General features: G+C 65.1%; 12 protein-coding genes and 1 pseudogene. 6 read left to right on the top strand and 7 right to left on the bottom strand.

Translation table 11 applies throughout. The annotated features are described in order from the left end of the window. Positions 1-143: 143 nt before the first annotated feature. The 5 genes and pseudogenes from XCC_RS14975 to XCC_RS14955 all read right to left on the bottom strand — a co-directional run bounded on the left by XCC_RS14975 (position 144) and on the right by XCC_RS14955 (position 11,159). Positions 144-2,825: a beta-mannosidase gene (locus XCC_RS14975; RefSeq protein WP_011038016.1), complete on the bottom strand. Its 2,682-nt coding sequence runs from the start codon at positions 2,823-2,825 to the stop codon at positions 144-146. A 37-nt stretch (positions 2,826-2,862) separates the two neighbouring features. Next, positions 2,863-5,304: pseudogene (locus tag XCC_RS14970) on the bottom strand (family 20 glycosylhydrolase); the annotation flags it as partial. 149 nt (positions 5,305-5,453) lie between these two features. Continuing rightward, a complete protein-coding gene (locus XCC_RS14965) occupies positions 5,454-6,515 on the bottom strand; it encodes a glycosyl hydrolase family 18 protein (RefSeq protein WP_011038014.1) in 1,062 nt (353 codons plus the stop codon). A 14-nt stretch (positions 6,516-6,529) separates the two neighbouring features. After that, on the bottom strand, positions 6,530-8,215 hold the full coding sequence (locus XCC_RS14960; protein WP_011038013.1) for an alpha-L-fucosidase: 1,686 nt from the start codon (positions 8,213-8,215) through the stop codon (positions 6,530-6,532). 202 nt (positions 8,216-8,417) lie between these two features. Continuing rightward, on the bottom strand, positions 8,418-11,159 hold the full coding sequence (locus XCC_RS14955) for a TonB-dependent receptor (protein ID WP_011038012.1): 2,742 nt from the start codon (positions 11,157-11,159) through the stop codon (positions 8,418-8,420). A gap of 562 nt (positions 11,160-11,721) precedes the next feature. On the opposite strand from XCC_RS14955, the gene XCC_RS22260 reads away from it, so the two are divergent. Next, the gene (locus XCC_RS22260; protein WP_016944149.1) at positions 11,722-11,868 is read left to right on the top strand and encodes a hypothetical protein; all 147 of its coding nucleotides are present in this window, start codon (positions 11,722-11,724) and stop codon (positions 11,866-11,868) included. A gap of 14 nt (positions 11,869-11,882) precedes the next feature. Beyond that, a complete protein-coding gene (locus tag XCC_RS14950; protein WP_029216849.1) occupies positions 11,883-12,881 on the top strand; it encodes a glucokinase family protein in 999 nt (332 codons plus the stop codon). Positions 12,882-13,353: 472 nt separating this feature from the next. Here the strand turns inward: XCC_RS14950 and XCC_RS14945 are convergent, their stop codons facing one another. Both XCC_RS14945 and bioA read right to left on the bottom strand, forming a co-directional pair. Then, positions 13,354-14,088 (bottom strand): 16S rRNA (uracil(1498)-N(3))-methyltransferase, encoded by a 735-nt coding sequence (locus tag XCC_RS14945; RefSeq protein ID WP_011038010.1) that lies wholly within the window; start codon positions 14,086-14,088, stop codon positions 13,354-13,356. Further along, positions 14,079-15,497 (bottom strand): adenosylmethionine--8-amino-7-oxononanoate transaminase, encoded by a 1,419-nt coding sequence (gene bioA, locus XCC_RS14940; protein WP_011038009.1) that lies wholly within the window; start codon positions 15,495-15,497, stop codon positions 14,079-14,081. The genes XCC_RS14945 and bioA overlap by 10 nt, the downstream gene beginning before the upstream one ends. A gap of 41 nt (positions 15,498-15,538) precedes the next feature. Here bioA and nudE point away from each other — a divergent pair, with 41 nt between their 5' ends. From nudE to XCC_RS14920, 4 genes are read left to right on the top strand one after another with little or no spacing between them, the layout of a single operon-like run. Further along, positions 15,539-16,087: an ADP compounds hydrolase NudE gene (nudE, locus tag XCC_RS14935; RefSeq protein WP_029216848.1), complete on the top strand. Its 549-nt coding sequence runs from the start codon at positions 15,539-15,541 to the stop codon at positions 16,085-16,087. Further along, entirely contained in the window at positions 16,084-16,884 is an 801-nt protein-coding gene (gene cysQ / locus XCC_RS14930; protein ID WP_011038007.1) for a 3'(2'),5'-bisphosphate nucleotidase CysQ, read from the top strand. The genes nudE and cysQ overlap by 4 nt, the downstream gene beginning before the upstream one ends. A gap of 34 nt (positions 16,885-16,918) precedes the next feature. Beyond that, positions 16,919-17,743 carry a nucleoside triphosphate pyrophosphohydrolase gene (mazG, locus tag XCC_RS14925; protein ID WP_011038006.1) on the top strand — a complete coding sequence of 275 codons (825 nt, stop codon included), beginning with the start codon at positions 16,919-16,921 and terminating at the stop codon, positions 17,741-17,743. After that, positions 17,740-18,075 (top strand): YnfA family protein, encoded by a 336-nt coding sequence (locus XCC_RS14920; RefSeq protein WP_011038005.1) that lies wholly within the window; start codon positions 17,740-17,742, stop codon positions 18,073-18,075. Before mazG ends, XCC_RS14920 begins: the two co-directional genes overlap by 4 nt. The last annotated feature ends 203 nt before the right edge of the window (positions 18,076-18,278 follow it).

The following is an 18,278-nucleotide window of genomic DNA, read 5'->3' as shown; positions in this document are numbered from 1 at the left end:
GTGCGACTTCTGGCTCGCGCTGCAGTGCAGGTGCAAAGCGGTGCGATGGTGCGGGCGTGTGCGTCGCGCGTTGCACCAACGATGATGTTCACCGCGGTGCACGCGCCGCGCTCACTGAGCGCAATGTGCAGCGAACTGCAACGTCATTTGCTCTCGGCCGGCTCCGGTGGTGCACCCGCCAGCGTGCTGGCCAGGTCGCGGACCTGCAGCGCAGACTGCAACTGCGCCAGCGCTGTCTTGCTGGTCACGTGCACGGTCAGCGGCTCGCCCGGCAGCAGATCGAAGGCGTTGTCCGACAGCGCGGCGTCCACGTCGCCGAAGGATAGCCACACCTCGCGCGCCAGCGTCTTGCTGGACAGCGTGAGCGCGTAACCATCGCCATCAGCGCGCCACTGGCTGTCGATCGTGGCGGTGGGCAATGCCAGCTGCTTGGCGGCCGCGAAGAACACCACTTCGCGTGAAAGCACGGTATCGCCATCCAGCAGTTCGAACACCGCGTAGCTGCGCTTCGGATCGGCGTTGCCCAGCAATTGCTTGTCGCTGAAGTTGCCCACCTGCAGGCTGCTCAGCGGCTTGAGCGTGGCTTTTTCTTCGCGCTTGCTCAGCACCTTGCCCTCCATGCTCATCACGCGCATGCGCCAGCGCGCCTGCAGCGGCGTGGTGCGGTCGGACACCAGCGAGACCTCGGTCTGGCCCTTGTCGTTGCGCAGCGCGGCGATCATCTCCGGCGCATAGAAGCGGCGTGCGTGGTAGTGCAGCGCCTTCCAGCGGCCGTAGTAGTCCACGCTCGACCAGGAGGCGCCGGGCCACACGTCGTTGAGCTGCCAGTACAGCGAGCCCATCGACTGCGGACGCGAAGCGCGTAGATGCGAGGCGGCCAGGTTGATGCCCTCGGCCTGCATCAGCTGGCTCAGGTAGACGAAGCTTTCGAAATCCTTGGGCTCGCCGAATTCGCGGCGGATATACAGCATCAGCCGTTTGTTGCCGTTGCCCTTGTCGAACTTCTGATGCACGCGCATCACCGGCGATTCCGGATCCATGTCGCCGGGTTCGGCGAACGCGCGCACGGTACGCATGTCCGGGAACGACTGCAGGCCGTATTCGGACATGAAACGCGGAGTGACGTTGAGGTATTCGGTGACCGGCAGCGCCGGGCCGCCCCAGACCTTCCAGTAATGCATGTCGCCGTCATTGGCCTGGTCGGCGGCACCGTCGAAGTTGGTGCCGGGCGAGGTGGACCAGTACGGCACATCGCTGTCGTAGGTGGCGACCACTTCGCGGAACACGGTGCCGAACAGCGTGGTCATGCCGCGCTCGATGCGGCTGCGTTCTTCCGGGTCCACCGACTGCTTGAACTTGACCCGGTCGCCCCAGTTTTCCCAACCGGTCTGCACTTCGTTATTGCCGCACCACAACACCACGCTGGGATGGTCGCGCAGGCGTTTAACCTGCTCGATCGCTTCCTGGCGCGTGTTTTCGCGGAACTCCACGTCATACGGCGGCACCGCGCCACCGAACATGAAGTCCTGCCAGATCATGATGCCCAGCTCGTCGGCCACCTCGTAGAAGTGGTCGTCCTGGTAATGGCCGCCGCCCCACATGCGCAGCATGTTCATGTTGGCATCGCGCGCATCCTGCAGGGTGCTGCGCATGCGCGCCTGGCTGACGCGCGAGGGGAAGGCATCCAGCGGAATCAGGTTGGCGCCCTTGGCAAAGATCGGGATGCCGTTGATCACGATCTCCATGCTCTTGCCGAACTTGTCTTTTTCGCGGCGCAGCTCCACCGAACGCAGGCCGGTGATGCGCTTGATCTGCTGGCTGTCGCCATCGGCATCGCGCACCGTGGCCACGAAGGTGTAGCGGTCCTGCGCGCCGTAGCCGGCCGGGAACCAGCGCTTGGGCTTGGCGATGCGCACCGCCAGATCGATGCGGTTCTGGCCCGGGTCGACCACCGCGTCCTGGGTGAACTGGCCCACGCGTTGGCCATTCGGGCCGAGCACGTCAAGGTTGACCTGCACCGGGCCGCTGCGGCCGGCCTGCAACTCCAGCTGCGCCTGCAACTGCGCACTGTCGGCATCCACGCGCTGCTGGGCGATATGCAGCCCATCCACGCGCACCGCATCCCAGGCTTCCACACGCACGTCTTTCCAGATGCCGGCGTTGACCATGCGCGGGCCCCAGTCCCAGCCGAAGTTGTACGGCGCCTTGCGCACGTAGGTGGAGCTGTGCCGCGATTCGGGCTCGTCGCCGAAGGCCGAATCGTAGGCGCCCGGCAGCGCGTACGGCTGCTTGGCGAGCCATGGCTGGATCTTCTTGATCGGCGAAAACAGCTTCACTTCCAGCACGTTGTCGCCGCGCTTGAGCAGCGCCTTGGCGTCCACGCGCCACTGCCGGAACATGTTGTCGGCGCTGAGCAACGGCTTGCCGTTGAGGGTGACCTCGGCAAACGTATCCAGGCCATCGAACACCAGCTCCACATGCTCGCGCGCGAGCGTGGCAGCATCCACGGTGAAGCGCGTCTGGTACTGCCAGTCGCTCAGGCCGGCCCACTGAATCTTGCCTTCGTTGTCGCGGTAGAACGGGTCCGGCACGACCTTGGCGGCGATCAGGTCGGTCTGCACCACGCCCGGCACCTGCGCCGGCAACCAGGCGGCGGCCTTGGGGTAGGTCTTGGCCTGTTCCTGCCCCGGCACCAGCCGCACCTGCCAGCCGCTGTCCAGCGTCACGGCCGTGGGCGGCGCCGCCCAGGCCTGCGACATGGCGAAGGCGAGGGCAAGCCCGAGGCGGGCGGGTGCAGGAACACGACGGTGGCGGGACAGGGACATGCAGGGTTCTCCTTGGAGGGATCAGCGCGTGGCGGCGGGGGGGCGCCTGCGCGGTGGTTTCAATCAGATGGACGGCGCCGATGGCATACAACGGGCCGGTGATGGGGGCGGTGAAGCGCAGGCACAGATCGTGCGTGCCGGTGCGTGCAGGCAGCGCGCTTTCCAGTGTGAATTGTTCGCCGAGCGCGTTGCCCTTGGGCAGCGGGATGCGCGCGAGCAGCTCGCCTTCGCAACCCAGGCGCACTTCGAGTTCGCCGCCGGGTGTCTTGGCCGGGTACTTCTGCACCTTGGACTGCTCGTGCGCCAGGCCGAAGTTGCGCGCCAGGCGTGCGGCGTCCACCTTGATCGCGCCCACACCATCCAGCCGCGCCTGCGGATACAGGCGGCAGGCATGGAACAGGTCCACGTTGTAGACCGGCGTGTCGGCGCCCGGCAGGTCCGGCAGCAGCGGCAGGCGCAGGCCCAGCGCCCCTTGCTCGACACAGTGGCGCAGACCCTGGGTGTCGCGGCTCAGCAGCGCGGCACGGTCAAAGGTGCGGCTGCGTGGGGCGGCCAGTGCAATGCCATCGTCGGTGAAGGCTGTGGCCTTGACGGTGGTGGGCAGCTGAATCGCGAACGGCGCCGTGTAGCGCGGTGCATCCGGCGTGGGGTCGCTGCCATCCACGGTGTAGTGCAGGCTGCCGGCGCCGCTCTGGTTGCCAAGCGATACCTTGGCCGGGCCACCGGCCAGTACCGCGTTGACGTCGCCGTCCAGATCGATGTCGGCGGCAAACGCGCCATCGCTGTAATCGATGCCCAGCGCCTGATAACGCTGCAGCTGCGCCGGCATCCGCGCCAGGAAATTCTTCCAGTCGCGCGCGGCCATCGGCGACCACGTCACTTCGGCTACCGCTGCCAGGCGCGGGAACAGCGCGTGGTCGACGTGCCAGCGCGAGGGAATGTATTCGGCCCACAACGCGCCCTGCGCGCCGAGCACATGCCTGGCCTGCTCGGCATTGAGCGCGGCCGGCACCGGGTTGAACGCGTAGACCTTCGAGAGCGGCAGCGTGGTCAGGCGGCCGTTGGGTTCATCGCTGCGCGTGGTCTGCAGGTTGTCCAGATACAGCGAATCGCCCGGTGCCAGCACCACGTCGTGGCCTTGCTTGGCGGCGGTCACCGCGCCTTCGATGCCACGCCAGGACATCACGGCCGCGCTGGCCGGCACGCCGCCTTCGAGGATTTCGTCCCAGCCGATCATGCGCCGGCCATGCTGGGTGAGGTACTGGGCCAGCTGTTCGTTGAACCAGCCTTGCATCGCGTGTGCGTCCTTGACGCCGAGCTTGCGCATCTGTGCGCGAACGGCCGGCGAGGCTTCCCATTGGTCCTTGACTGCCTCATCGCCGCCGATGTGGATGTAGGTCGACGGGAACAGCGTGAGCACTTCATCCAGCACATTGGTGATGAAGGTCAGGCTGCGTTCGCTGGTGTTGAACAGGTACGGGTTGACGCCCCAGTCCACACCCACCTGGGTGCGCACACCGGGGACGCCCACCTCTTCGGGGTAGGCGGCAACGGCCGCCTGCGCATGCCCGGGCATATCCAGCTCGGGCAGCACGGTGATGTGCAGGCGCGCCGCGTAGGCCACCACTTCGCTGATCTGTTCCTGCGTGTAGAAGCCGCCATAGCGCTCCGGTGTGCCGTGCTGGCCCGCGCCCGGCGGCGTGCGCCACGCACCCACCTCGGTGAGCTTGGGGTAGCGCTTGATCTCGATCCGCCAGCCCTGGTCATCGGTGAGATGCCAGTGCAGCACGTTGAGCTTGTGCACGGCCATCGTGTCGAGCACATGCTTGACCGTTGCCACGTCGTGGAAGTGGCGCGCCACATCCAGATGCTGGCCGCGCCAGCTGAAACGCGGCCAGTCGCGGATGGCCACCGCCGGTACCTCGACATCGCCCTTGCGTGCATCCGGGGTCATCAACTGCCATGCGCTCACGGTGCCGTAGAACAACCCGGCGCCATCACGCGCCTGGATGCGGAGGCCCTTCGCGTCGCTATCCAGGCTATAGCCTTCCTTCTGCGCTACCGGTGCCTGCGCGCTGCGTTCCAGGCGGATGCTGCCCGGTGAGGCGCTGGTTTCGTTGCGCACTTCCAGCGACAGGCCGCGCGTGCGCTTGAGCAGCTCGGCGAGATATTCGGCGCTGCGGCGTGCATCGGCATCGCCACCGACGATCGAAATCACCGTGCCGGCACCGATGTGGAAACTGCCACTGCCGCGTGTGACCTGCGCCGGTGCCGGAATCAGGGGCAGCGGTGTGTTGGCGGCAGGTGCCGCGGGGGCGCCTGCACTGGCAACGGCCGGTGCAGTGCCGGCCTCGCGTTGACCACATCCAAGCAGGGCGCTGACTGCAACGCAGCAGACAAGCAGGCGCGACGGCAATCGTGTGGACAGCAGCCGTCGCGACGACATCATGCGTGGAACAGGGCCGGTGTTGGAGATCATGCAATCACATCCCGATGTGGCAATCAGCGCGTGTCATGCAGCTTGCCACGCGCCAGGACACGGCAGCCACGCACAGTAGCAAAGCCGTGGCGAACAACGCAGGGACTGGCGCACGCTTCGTGCGCGCGCCGCCCTGTTGCATGGCGGGCTCAGCGCTGCGCCACCGGCAGCTCGTCCCACACCTTCGGATCTTCAGCGCCCAGCACCCAGCAGCTGAAGCCTTCCAGACCGTACTGCTTCACCATGTCGTAGCGTGCCTTGAAGCTGCGCGCATCCGGGCGGAATACCCACTCGCGCATATCGTCGCGGTAGAAGTAAAACCACGATTCCTGCTCCACCGGATCCCACTGCACGGTGGCGTTCTGTTCGATCGCCAGCGGGAAGGATTCGTCGGCATCGATATACGTGGCCGAGATGTTCGACGCTTCGGTGCCGTCTTCCTTCACCGGGTTGCCGGTGTACCAACGGTAGCCGTAAGTGGCAATACCCAGCGAGAGCTTTTCCTTCGGTACCTGGGTGATGGCGTAGTCCAGGTGCTTCTTCATCCACACCATGCCATCCACCGGGCCGGGCGTGGTCCAGCGGGTGTGCTGGTCGTAGGTCATGATGCTGACCAGATCGGCGGCCTGGCCCAGTGCTTTCAGGTCATACGCACCGCGCCAGTATTCCCACATCCACTTGGAAAACTGGCCGCCTTCGGCATGGCCCGGCGCATTGGGCACCACTGCCACCGACATCTTGAAACCGGCCTTGTGCAGCGCATCGGCGGTCTGCTTGACCATCAGCGTGTAGGCATCGCGATCGGTCCAGGCGATGTTCTCGAAATCGAACTGGAAGCCGTAGTACTTGTGCTGCTTGCCGTGGATCAGCAGCGATTCGATCATGCGCTTCTTGGCCGCTTCGTCATGCATCAGCTTGTGGAAGCCGTCGCGGCCGGTGGTCATCGACAGGATCGGCATCACGCGCAGATTTTTCTGCTTGGCGATGTCGTACAGATACATGTTGGGCGTGCCGTTGACCAAGCCGTTCTGATCCACGCCATACCAGGTGGGCACCACCACATCGATCTTGTCGACATTGGCCAGGAACGAATTGGTCGATTTCTGCGTGTTCATCAGATAGAACAGCGCCGTAGGGTTCTTGGCCAGCGCCAAGGTGGGCGCGCAGGCAACCGCCAGCGCGAGCAACATCCAGGTCAATCGCTTGATCATGAAGACAGGATCCGTCAGGGAGTGGAAGAGGGCGCAAGGTCGATGCGGAACACGTAGGCGCTTTCGCCGACCGGCTTGGCCGGCAGCCGCAGGTGCAAGCCATCGGCCTGTTGTTCGAAGGGAACCTTTTTGCCATTGGCCAGCAGCGTCACCCCGCGCACGCCATCGGCGGCGGTGAGCGAGCGGATCACCGCCTTGCCATCGGCCGGCCAGCCCAGTTCGATGGCATATAGCGCGCCATCGCGGGTGGTGAAGCGGAAATCTTCAGCCGTGTACGGCTTGGTCTTGACGTCCTGGAAGGTGCCGCCCACCACTTCGGTGGGGCCTTCGCCATACACGCGCCACGGCTTGCTGTCGTAGATCGCGCCGCCATTGGTCTTGAGCCACTTGCCGATCGAAAGCAGGATGCCGCGCTCGGTGTCGGGGATGGAGCCATCGGCGCGCGGGCCGATGTTGAGCATCAGGTTGCCGTTCTTGGCCACCACATCGGCCAGCATGTGGATGATGAAGGTGGGCGACTTGTAGGTGTCGTTTTCGATGTAGCCCCACGACGCATTGCTCACCGAGGTGTCGGTCTGCCAATGCGTGGGGTGGATGCCGGTGAGCTGGCCGCGCTCGATATCCAGCGTGCCGGCGCCTTCGGGGAACGCACCCAGCTTGTAGTTCACCACCACGCCACGGTCGGCTTCGGTCCGCGCCGCGCCCTGGTTGTAGTAGTACGCCAGCATGGTCGGCAGGCTGCTGCGGAAGGTGGGATGGGCGATCCACCAATCGAAATAGATCAGGTCCGGCTGGTAGACATCGATCAACTCGGTGGTGCGCGCCAGCCAGTCGTCCAGCCACGCCTGCGACACCGGCGTCCAGTCGTTGGCGACGTCGGCGTCGTCCTTGCCGGGCAGGCGCACCTGCGCGGGGCCATACAGAGCCGCATAGCGCGGGTCGTTGACGTCCGAATCGAACTTGCGCCCGCCATCGAAGAACCAGTTGTGCTCGGCGCGGTGAGAGGACAGCCCGAAGTGCAGGCCCTGCGCACGGATCGCGGTGGACAACTCGCCCAGCAGGTCGCGCTTGGGCCCCATCTTCATCGCCGTCCAATCGGACAACTTCGAGTCGTACAACGCAAAGCCATCGTGATGCTCGGCCACCGGCACCACGTAGCGCGCACCGGATTCACGGAACAGCTTGGCCCAGCCAGTGGGGTCGAACTTGGGTGCGGTGAACTTGGGAATCAGGTCCTTGTAGCCGCTGCTGGCCTGCGGGCCATAGGTCGCCACGTGGTGCGCGAATTCCTTGGAGCCTTCCAGATACATGTTGCGCGAATACCATTCGCTGCCGAAGGCCGGCACCGAAAACACGCCCCAGTGAATGAAGATGCCGAACTTGGCGTTGTCGTACCACGCAGGCGATTGATACGCCTTCAATGCGGCCCAGTCAGGGCGGAACGGCCCCTTGCGCGCGCCGGCTTGCGCTTCGCGCACCAGCCGTGCGCGTTCGGGCGCGTACTGCGCGGTGGCGTCGAGCCACTGCTGGTCGATGACCTCGGGGCTGAGCGTGGTGGCGGTCGGCGCGGTGGGCGATTGCGCAGCGCTGAGCGTGGCGGCAGGCAACGCGAGCAACAGACCGAGCGCGAGCATTCGCGTTCTGGGTGCAGCTCCGGCGTGGCGGCGGGATGGAGCCGCAAGGCGGCTATCGGTCGTCATGGGAACTGCACTCCTGTGGGCAAAGACGCACCGGCATCAGGCATCCGGCCCGTGGTTGCGGAAGCGGGACTGGCCATCATCCTTCAGCGAAGGGCGATGGCCAGGTCCACTCAATGTGCACTGCATGCACTGTCGTTGCCCCATGCAACGACAGAAAAAAAGGCGCGCCACCGTGGAGGGTCGGTGGCGCGCCGTCACACCATCAGAACTTGAAGTTGAGCTGTGCCTGGTAGCCGCGGCCGTTCTTGTAGAACGCGGTCGGGGTATCACGCGTGTTGCTGAAGACCCGGTAGGTGGAATCCAGCAGGTTGGTCGCGCCGAAGGTGATGCCCATGTAATCGGTGATCTGATACGAGGCGTTCAAATCCAGCTGCTTGTAGGCATCTGCAAAGTCACGCGACTGCAGGCGACCGATCTGGGTGAAGTACTTCGAGCGGTAGCTGTAGTTCACGCGCACCGTCCAGTCGCCGTGTTCCCAGTACGGAATCACGTTGTAGGTATCGCGCGACAGGTACGGCAGGTTCAAGCCGGAGCTGGAATCGGATTCGGCAAAGGTGTAGTTGGCCTGCAAGCCAAAACCCAGACCGAAGGTCTGCTGGTAGTTGACCGACACGCCGGTGACCTTGGCGTCCGACACGTTGACCGGCGTGGTGACCTGGTAATCGCCCGGCCGGGCCGGCGGTGCCGGATTCAACGGCTGCGTGGTGGTAGTGCTTACGATGTAGGAGCTGATGTCGCGATAGAACACTTCACCGGACAACATGCTGGACGGGGCGAAATACCACTCGGCCGCCAGATCGTAGTTGGTGGATTCGTACGGCTTCAGATCCGGGTTGCCGCCGTTGGCAGTCAGGTCACCGGTACCGCTGTTGATGGTGAACGTGCCCGCCAGGTCGGCATAACGCGGACGTGCAATCACCTTGGCCGCCGAGAAGCGCAGCACGGCATCGTCGGTAACGTCATAGGCGATATTGAAGCTTGGCAGTGCTTTGCGGTAATCGTTGGTTTCGGCCACACGGTCGAAGTTGGCGCCGCCGTCGTTGCTCTGCCAGAACTCGGATTTATTGGTTGTGTCGACCAGGCGCACGCCGACGTTACCGCGCCACTGGCCGGATTCGAAGTTCAACTGCGTGTAGACGTTCTGGGTGATTTCCTTGACCTGGAACGAGGCGCCGAAGTCGGTGAGGTACGGACCCTGCGGCTGCGACAATAGATAGTTGCGCACCGAATCCAGACTCGCGGTCGACCAGTTGGTGAGATCGCCACTGGCACCCAAACCGTCGTACAGGCTGCTGGGCGTTCTGCCGGGATTGAACTGCGTCAACGACACTGCGTCGGTGGAGTTGATGCGATTGCCGCGTGCCTCTACGCCATTGTTGTGGTTGATGTACTTGTAGCCGAACTGCAGCTTGGTGAACGGGCCCCATTCCAGGTCGCGCGAGGCGTCCCACTGGAAGTACTTTTCGTCGTCCTTGCTCTTCTGGTAGGCGATACCGCCGGCCTGCATGATAGGCGTCCCTGTACCGGGAACATTACCCACCTGACCTGGTGCCAGGCCTGCCGGATTGCCCGGTAACACCCAGTTGGCCGCGCCACCATTCTCATAATTGACCGCAGTGTTGCGGCCATCAAAGGCGTAGTTATAGCCGCCATCCTGCATCAGGTACTTCATCAGGTATTCGGGGTTCTTGCCACCCGTCGCCTCGGTGTAACCACCCTGCGTGGTGAAGACCCACTTTTCGCCCGACCAGTCGTGACGCAGGTTCAGGCTTTTGGTGGTAACAGTACTTTCGCGATAGATCGTGTCCAGCTGCGAATAGGGTTGGGCAAGACCGTTATCGGCGAAATTTGCAGACGTGACCACGCCATCCTGTACTGTCGCCCTATCGATCAGACGCATATTGTTGATCTGGACCTGGTTTCCGTTCGCGTCCAGCGACCCATCGGCTGCCGGAGAAGAACAGTTCGGGCAGACATAGCGCGCCTGGCTGAAGTTGTTGTACTTGCCCTTGATGTACAGACCGGTCAGGTTGAACTCGTTCTGCTCGTTGGGCTTCCACTGCAATGCACCCTGCAGGCCGCTGCGCTCGCGGGTCTGCTGGAAGAATGCACTGCTGATGCCGGCCGGCACGCGGGCGGTGGCCACATCGCTGCCGTCGCCGGTGATGGTGGCGCTGGCGGGGATGTTGGCACCGGTGGTGTAGCCGAAGTATTCGATACCGGCGCGTGCCAGGTCCTGCTTGTCGTGCGTGGCGGAGATCAACGCGCCGAAGGTTTCGTCGTCGTTCTTCCAGCTCCACAACGCCGAGCCGCGCGGGTTACCTTCTTCCGAGCGATCGTTGTAGTTGTAGCCGATCGAGCCGCGGATGGTGTTCTTGGGCAGGTCCAGCGGCTTGCGGGTGTGCACGATCACGGTGCCGCCGATCGAGCCTTCGTCGATGCGCGCCTCGGGGGTCTTGTAGACCTCCATCAGGCCGATGATTTCCGGCGACAGCAGCGTGTAGTTGAAGGTACGGCCGCTGGTGTCGGTCGGGTTGCCGCCCCAGTCGCCGGAGGCGATGGTCTGGCCATTGAGCAGCACGCGGTTCAATGCCGGGTCGGTGCCGTTGATGCTGACCTTTTCGCCTTCGCCGAACTGGCGGTCGACGCTGATGCCCGGCAGATGCGAGAGCGATTCTGCCGCATTGATGTCCGGGAACTTGCCGATGTCTTCGGCGCTGATGGCGTCGACGATCGAGTTGGCCGAGCGCTTGACCGCCTGGCTCTTCTCCAGCGAAGCGCGGTAGCCGGTGACGGTGATCGTGTCCAGCTCGGTGGTGGACGAGGGCGCGTTTGGAGCAGCTTGCGGAGCGGCTTGCTGTTCTTGTCCGGCAGCCATGGCAGCGCCGGAGTAGTACAGGGCGGCGGTAATACAGAATGCTAACGTCGTGGTGCGGCTGTGCATGGCTAAACCTCGTTGGTTAGTGCTTTGAGCGCGGATGGCCCGTGGTGAGGCGCAACGCGCTCGGCGTGGCCGGCAAAACAACACGCCCTGACCGATCGCGGTGATCGCCTGACCGAACTTCGGGCGAAGTGCGGCTGCGGTAATTCGCGTGGTAGAGGAGGTGTCCCCCGTGTGGTGGTGCAGTGGAGCGAACGCGACATCTGCGAGTGCAGCGCCCCATGACGCGTGGCTCGCAAATCTGGATGTTCCGGGCGAGGGGCGCGCCAATCCGTACAGTCGTAAAACAGTCCATGGCCCCTCCTGCCTGAACTCCGATTTGAATCGAGTCTCGCGTAGCGTTGACAGCGTTGTCAACACATCGTCACAGATCTCTGAAGTGGCTGCGATTGCGCTGCAATGCAGCATTTTTGTGCGGTGGTTTGCGGAACGCCAGCGGCGCTGCGCAATTGGGCCGCACGCGATGTGTGCAGCCATCGGCCGTTTCTATGGCTGATGTGCAATTCAAGCCGACATCACTAAAGTTTGTGCCGGAATCACCATTACCAGCGCTGATATTTGTTGGATGATGGAATTTGCCGCGCGCGCGACGCAGTACGCGCGCGACGGTTGCGTTACAGGACGATTGCTGACAACGTTGTCTACCCGCTCGCCGTTCGTCGGCCAGCAGGACGATGTCGGCCCCGCTGCCACTTATCAGGAGAATGCGTGAGCGCAAGCAGCCCAATGGAAGCGGTGGCATTTCCGCGCCCCGAAACCTTCGTTGCCGCCGATGTCGGAGGAACGCATGTGCGCCTGGCGCTGGCCTGCGAGAGCAACGATCCGCGCAAGCCGGTCACCGTGCTGGATTACCGCAAGTACCGCTGCGCTGATTACCCGGGCCTGGCCGAGATCATGGCCGCGTTCTTTGCCGAGCTGTCCTGCGCGCCGGTGCGCCGTGGCGTGATCGCCAGCGCCGGGTATGCACTGGAAGATGGCCGTGTGATCACCGCCAATCTGCCGTGGGTGCTGGCGCCGGAGCAGATCCGCCAGCAGCTCGGCATGCAGGCCTTGCACCTGGTCAACGATTTCGAAGCGGTCGCCTACGCGGCCAATTACATGACCGGCAATCAGGTCATGCAGCTGTCCGGCCCCGCCCAGGGCGCTCCTGGCCCGGCATTGGTGCTCGGCCCGGGCACTGGCCTGGGCGCGGCGCTGTGGATTCCCAATGGGGGGAACTCGGTGGTGCTGCCGACCGAGGCCGGCCACGCCGCACTGGCGGCAGCCAGCGATCTGGAAGTGGCCTTGCTGCAGGAGTTGCGCCGCACGCGCACCCATGTGGCGACCGAACACTTTCTCTCCGGCCCGGGCTTGCTCACGCTGTATACCGCGCTGGCCACGCTGCGCGACGCGCCGGCGGTGCACGCCACCCCGGCTGCGGTCACTGCCGCAGCACTGGCGGGTGACGACGTGCTGGCGCACGAGGCGCTGCAGACGTTCTGCGGTTTCATGGGCAGCGTGGTCGGCGACATGATGCTGTTGTACGGCGTGCGCAGCGGTGTGTATCTGGCCGGTGGTTTCCTGCCGCAGATTGCCGACTTCATCGCCCGCAGCGACTTCGCTGCCCGCTTGCTCGACAAGGGCCCGCTGCGCCCTGCGCTGGAGCAGGTGCCGGTGCGCATCGTCGAACATGGCCAGCTTGGCGTGATCGGTGCCGCCAGCTGGTTCCTGCAGCACGGCCGCTAAGCGCCCGGGTTTCGCGGGGCGCGGAGGCAGCATGCGTTCGGTACGCAGCGCTACCACGCGCCTGGTGTAGCCGGACACACGTAGGAGCGCTCTCGGGCGCGATGAAGCTCTACCGGTAGAGCCCTCGCGCCCAAGGGCGCTCCTACATAAGAGCGGATCGCCTCACAGCCAGCGCCTGGTCCGCGGAATGCTTGGTCAGCGCGGTACGTGCCTGGCTGAAGTCCGCCCTAAGATTCCCAATTCGACTGCTGCGCGCCGTCATCACGCAACCCGCTGATGCCGATGTCGAGATGCGCGGCTTTGATAGGTAAGCAGGGATAAGTAAGCAGGAAAGTCACAGCACATCGTAGGAGCGCCCTCGGGCGCGATGAGGCTCTACCGATAACGCCCTCGCGCCCGAGCGCGCTCCTACAGAAACGTAGCCCTGACAGGGCGTGCCTGGCCAGTGCCGCACACACACGAACAACCGGCCCTACAAATCCCCAAATCGCGACTGCAGCGCCGCAATCGCTGCCAATCCCGCGGTTTCGGTGCGCAGGATGCGGGGACCCAGGCGCAAGCCGGTAAAGCCGGCCTCGCCCAGCGTTGTGCGGTCGCGCGGTGACCAGCCGCCTTCCGGGCCAATCGCCACAATCAGCTCTTGCCCGGGCTGCACCGCCAGCGTGCCCAGGCGATGTTCGCCGTGCGGGTCCAGCGTCAACCGCAGCGCCTGTGCATCGCTTGCACGCGCGGCGTCCTGCAGCGAGGAAGGCGGTGCCAGCGAGGGAATGCGTGCGCGCCCGGATTGCTCGCAGGCCGAGACAATCACGCTGCGCCAATGCGCCATGCGTTTTTCCAGGCGCGCGGCATCCAACTTCACCTCGGTGCGCTCGGCATTGACCGGCACGACCGCTGTCACGCCGAGCTCGGTGGCTTTCTGCAGAATCAGGTCCATCTTCTCGCCGCGCGCAATGCCCTGCAGCAGGGTGATTGCCAGCGGCGGTTCGTTGCTCACTGCCTCGACGCGCTCGACCACAGCCCGCGCCTCGCGCTTGCCGGCCACGGTGATGCGTGCGTGGTAGTCACTGCCGTCGCCATTGAACAGCACGCAGGCATCGCCTTCGCGCAGCCGCAGCACACGCAGCAGGTGGTTGGCCGATTCCTCCGGCAGCGTGACATCGCCGCCGCTGTGCAGCGGCAATGCAACATACGAACGGGTCAGGCGCATGCAACGGCCTTGGCGATGGCGTGGCGGGTGGTGTCGGCAAGCAGCGCAAGCTGTGCGTCGTCCACGCAATACGGCGGCATCCAGTACAGCACGTCGCCCAACGGGCGCAGCACCACGCCACGTGCCAATGCAGCGCGGTAGGCCTGCAGGCCCACGCGCGCGGCGGCGGGGAAGGGCGTGCGCTTGTCGCCGCCCTGGGTGAGCTCGAAGGCCACGATCATGCCGGCCTGGCGCACGTCGGCCACCGCGCTGTGCTCGCCGATCTGCGCAGCGAGCTGGGTCATGTGTGCAGCGGTACGTTGGTTACGCGCAATGATGTCGTCGTCGGCGAAGATCTGCAGCGTCGCCAGCGCCGCCGCACACGCCAGCGGGTTGCCGGTGTAGCTGTGCGAATGCAGGAAGGCGCGCTCGCGCGAGTCATCCAGAAACGCGTCATACAGCTGCTGCGTGGCCAGTACCGCCGACAGGGGCAGGAAGCCACCGGTGAGTCCTTTCGACAGGCACAACAGATCCGGCATCACGCCGGCCTGTTCGCAGGCGAACAAGGTGCCGGTGCGGCCAAAGCCGGTGGCGATCTCGTCGGCGATCAGGAACACGCCATGCGCATCGCACAGTTCGCGCGCGCGGCGCAGGTAGGCCGGGTGATACATGCGCATGCCGCCGGCGCACTGCACCCGCGGCTCCAGGATCAAGGCGCAGATTTCGCCCGGGGATTGCTCCAGCAGATGCTGCAGTGCATCGGCCGCCTGCAACGCGTAGTCCTCGGCGCTCTGTCCCGGCTCGGCCAGGTACGCATCGGGCGAAGGCGCGAAGATCGATTCCAGCAACAGCGGCGCGTACACGCGGCGGTACAGCGGAATGTCGCCCACCGACAGCGCACCGATGGTCTCGCCGTGGTAACCGTTCTCCAGCGCGATGAAACGCGTGCGGCGGTGCTCGTCACGGTTGTGGAAATAGTGGAAGGCCATCTTCAAGGCGACTTCCACCCCGGCCGAGCCATTGTCGGCGTAGAACACCTTGGCCAGTGGCGCGCGGTCGGGCTGGCGCGGCGCGATGGCCAACAGCCGCTCGGCCAGTTGCACGGCGGGCGCATGCGTGAAGCCGGCCAGCATCACCTGTTCCAACCTGCCGGCCTGCTGCGCGATGGCCGCGCCGATGCGCGGTTCGGCGTGTCCAAACAGGTTGGTCCACCAGCTGCTGACCGCATCCAGATAGTGGCGGCCATCGTGGCCGATCAGCCAGGCGCCGTCGCCACGTGCGATCGGCACCAGGGGTAGTGTGTGCGGGTGCTCGCGCATCTGGGTGCAGGGGTGCCACACCACCGCAAGATCGCGTTGCCGCCAATGTTCGGCAGCTTCGAAGGCTGCCGGGTCTGCTAGGATTTCGGGCTCATGAACATGTCGATGCATCTGCCTATTCTATCGGCCGGCTCCGCCGCTGCGTGCTGCGCATGAGCACGCGTCTGCCGACCATCCACAAGATCACCGATCTGGGCGAAGGGCCGTTCCGGCGTCAGCAGCTGGATCTGGAATTTTCCAACGGCGAGCGGCGCCTGTACGAACGTCAGCTCAGCCAGGGCCACGGCGCGGTGGTGGTGGTGCCGATGCTCGATGCGCAGACCGTGCTGCTGGTACGCGAGTACGCCGCTGGCGTGCACCGCTACGAGCTGGGCCTGGTCAAGGGCCGCATCGATGCCGGCGAGACGCCCGAGCAGGCCGCCGACCGCGAGCTCAAGGAAGAAGCCGGCTACGGCGCGCGCCAGGTGCAGGTGCTGCGCGCCATGACGCTTGCTCCTACTTATATGAGTCACCAATCCTGGCTGGTGCTGGCGCGCGACCTCTACCCCGAGCGTCTGCCCGGCGACGAACCCGAAGAACTGGATGTCATCCCCTGGCCCTTGGCACGCCTGGACGAACTGATGCTGCGCGAAGACTTCTCCGAGGGCCGCTCCCTGGCGGCCCTGTTCATTGCGCGCGAGTGGCTGGAGCGCAACCCATGATCCGCATCCCGATGGAATTGCGCGAGACCGTGATCGCGATCGCGCGCCAGGCCGGCGACGCCATCATGGAGGTGTACGCGCAGGATTTCGCTGTCGAGATCAAGGCCGACGCCAGCCCGTTGACCCAGGCCGACCTGGCCGCCAACCGCGTCATCGTGGAAGGCTTGCGCCGGGTCACGCCGGATGTGCCGGTGTTGTCGGAAGAGTCTGTCCACGTGGCCTGGGAAGAACGCCAGTACTGGACCAGCTATTGGCTGGTCGACCCGCTGGATGGCACGCGCGAGTTCGTCAAGCGCAACGGCGAGTTCAGCGTCAACATCGCCCTGATCCACATGGGCGCGCCGGTGCTCGGCGTAGTGCAGGCGCCGGTCGATGGACGGGTCTGGTATGCGGCGCGCGGTGAGAACGCCTACCGCCGCGATGGCGACCGCGACGAAATGCTGCATTCGCGCACGCCCGCTGCTGCCCCGCTGCGGGTCGCCGCCAGCCGCTCGCATCGCGATGCACGCACAGCCGCAGCGCTGGAACGCATGGGCCAGATCGACGTGGTGGCGCAGGGTTCCTCATTGAAGTTCTGCCGCATCGCCGAAGGCGAGCTGGATGTGTACCCGCGCTTCGGTCCCACCTCCGAGTGGGACACCGCCGCTGGCCAGTGCGTGCTGCATGCCGCCGGTGGCGCGTTGCTCGCGGCCGGCACCGGCAAGCCGTTCCGCTACAACCGCCGCGACACCTTGCTCAATGGCGACTTCATCGCCCTGGGCGACCCCGGCCTGCCGTGGCGCGACTGGCTGGTGTAAGCCTGCCGCCCCGCCGCACCCAACGAGAGATCCAATGAGCCAACCTCCTTCCAGCGGCGATATCGCGCACCTGCTGCAGCTGATGGCGCGCCTGCGCGACCGCGAGCAGGGCTGCCCGTGGGATGTCGAACAGACCTTCGCCACGATTGCGCCGTACACCATCGAAGAAGCCTACGAAGTGGCCGACGCGATCGATCGCCACGACCTGCCCGGCCTGCAGGACGAATTGGGCGACCTGTTGTTGCAGGTGGTCTTCCACGCGCAGATGGCGTCCGAGCAAGGTGCCTTCGGGTTTGCCGACGTGGTCGCCAGCATCAGCGACAAGCTGGTGCGTCGCCATCCGCATGTCTTCGGCGCGCAGCAGGTGGATGGCGCGCAGGCGGTGAGCGTCAACTGGGAACAGATCAAGCGCGAGGAGCGCCGTGCGGCGGGAGAGAAAGACAGTTCCGCGCTGGCCGGCATCGCACGCGGGCTGCCGGAGTGGCAGCGTGCCACCAAGCTGCAGTCGCGCGCGGCGCGGGTCGGTTTCGACTGGCCCGGCCCGGCGCCGGTGCTGGAAAAACTGCAGGAAGAAATCGATGAGCTGCGCGTGGAGTTTGCGCGTGGCCCGGTCGCCGATAACCAGGCGCGACTGGAAGACGAGTTGGGCGATGTGCTGTTTGTCTGCGCCAACCTGGCCCGGCACGCCAAGGTGAATGTTGGCGCGGCGTTGCGCCACGCCAACCTGAAATTCGAGCGTCGCTTCCGCGCGATGGAGGCATATGCCCAGGCCGACGGTACCGCGCTGGACGCGCTATCGCTGAGCGAACAGGAAGCGTTGTGGCAACGCGTCAAGCGTGACGAGCCCGCCGCGCAGTGAGCGTGGCGCTGACCACGCTGCTGTTGTTCGTGGCCACCGCGGTGGCCGAATTGGTGGGTTGCTACCTTCCTTATCTTTGGCTGCGCAAAGGCGGCAGCGTGTGGCTGCTGTTGCCGGCGGCACTCAGCCTGGCGGTGTTCGTCTGGTTGTTGACCTTGCACCCGGCCGCCAGCGGCCGCGTGTATGCGGCCTATGGTGGCGTCTACATCGCCACCGCACTGCTGTGGCTGTGGTGGGTGGACCGGGTGACGCCCACGCGGTGGGATCTGCTCGGCGCCGGCTGCTGCCTGCTGGGCATGGCCATCATCATGTTCTCGCCGCGCTCCGGTTGAGTGCGCTCGTGCGTCTGGGCCACAGGCATGCAGTGCCTCGCCATCGCGCTGCACGTTGAGGCGGTATCTCTCCACACCTTCTTATGCGTCGCAGCGAGAACTGCCTTCGGCAAGTCCGAGACAGATCGCCGTGGCTGCTGCACTGCGCCATGCGAGGGGATCACGCGCGTACTGATCAAGCGCCGCGCACACGCGTAAGGTTG

Origin of the sequence: Xanthomonas campestris pv. campestris str. ATCC 33913, from assembly GCF_000007145.1 — a bacterium.
Lineage (GTDB): Bacteria > Pseudomonadota > Gammaproteobacteria > Xanthomonadales > Xanthomonadaceae > Xanthomonas > Xanthomonas campestris.
The sequence above is the reverse complement of the archived record's forward strand: the minus strand, read 5'-3'. Positions and strand labels throughout refer to the sequence as shown.

Bases quoted from the DNA above. Each gene is read 5' to 3' on its own strand.
- bioA (WP_011038009.1), bottom strand. From the start codon at position 15,497: ATGCATCGACATGTTCATGAGCCCGAAATCCTAGCAGACCCGGCAGCC.
- XCC_RS14955 (WP_011038012.1), bottom strand. From the start codon at position 11,159: ATGCACAGCCGCACCACGACGTTAGCATTCTGTATTACCGCCGCCCTG.
- XCC_RS14945 (WP_011038010.1), bottom strand. From the start codon at position 14,088: ATGCGCCTGACCCGTTCGTATGTTGCATTGCCGCTGCACAGCGGCGGC.
- XCC_RS14965 (WP_011038014.1), bottom strand. From the start codon at position 6,515: ATGATCAAGCGATTGACCTGGATGTTGCTCGCGCTGGCGGTTGCCTGC.
- XCC_RS14975 (WP_011038016.1), bottom strand. From the start codon at position 2,825: ATGTCCCTGTCCCGCCACCGTCGTGTTCCTGCACCCGCCCGCCTCGGG.
- XCC_RS14950 (WP_029216849.1), top strand. From the start codon at position 11,883: ATGGAAGCGGTGGCATTTCCGCGCCCCGAAACCTTCGTTGCCGCCGAT.
- XCC_RS22260 (WP_016944149.1), top strand. From the start codon at position 11,722: ATGATGGAATTTGCCGCGCGCGCGACGCAGTACGCGCGCGACGGTTGC.
- cysQ (WP_011038007.1), top strand. From the start codon at position 16,084: ATGATCCGCATCCCGATGGAATTGCGCGAGACCGTGATCGCGATCGCG.
- nudE (WP_029216848.1), top strand. From the start codon at position 15,539: ATGAGCACGCGTCTGCCGACCATCCACAAGATCACCGATCTGGGCGAA.
- mazG (WP_011038006.1), top strand. From the start codon at position 16,919: ATGAGCCAACCTCCTTCCAGCGGCGATATCGCGCACCTGCTGCAGCTG.
- XCC_RS14960 (WP_011038013.1), bottom strand. From the start codon at position 8,215: ATGACGACCGATAGCCGCCTTGCGGCTCCATCCCGCCGCCACGCCGGA.